Raw genomic sequence first — 596 nt, forward strand, 5'->3', positions numbered from 1 at the left:
GGCGGCTATCCGTTGCTCGGCCGGCTCGGTGCGGGCGGTATGGGGCAGGTGTTCCTGTCCCGTACGGGGTCGGGTCGGCTGCTCGCGCTGAAGACGATCCGTGACGATCTGAGCTCCGAGCCGGGGTTCGAGGAGCGGTTCGCCCGCGAGATACGCAACAGCGACCGCGTCCGTTCGCCGTGGACCGTGACCGTCGTGGACTACAGTGCCCCGGGCCGGCGCCCGCAGTGGCTGGCCACCGAATATGTGCCCGCGCCCTCGCTCGCCGAATGGGTCACGGCCCATGGTCCGCTGCCGCGGACCGCGCTGCTTTCACTCGCCGGCGAACTGTGCGGCGCCGTGCAGGCCGTGCACCAGGCCGGCCTCGCGCACCGGGACATCAAGCCCGGGAACGTCCTGCTGGCACGCGACCGTCCACGGCTGATCGACTTCGGTGTCGCCCGGGCCGCCGACGACAGCCGGCACACCCGCCTCGGTGTCTCCGTGGGCTCCCCCGGATTTCTCGCACCGGACCAGGCCGTCGGCGGAGTCGCCGCCGAACCCGCCGACGTGTTCTCGCTGGCCGCCCTGCTCGTCCACGCCGCAACCGGACACGG

The 596-nt window shown here is 72.5% G+C and carries 1 protein-coding gene; it reads left to right on the top strand.

What is annotated here, in order from left to right:
* The coding region (locus CTZ28_RS46450; protein ID WP_147481323.1) for a serine/threonine-protein kinase at positions 1-596 on the top strand (596 nt) is incomplete at both ends.

Origin of the sequence: Streptomyces shenzhenensis, assembly GCF_003688995.1 — a bacterium.
GTDB lineage: Bacteria > Actinomycetota > Actinomycetes > Streptomycetales > Streptomycetaceae > Streptomyces > Streptomyces shenzhenensis_A.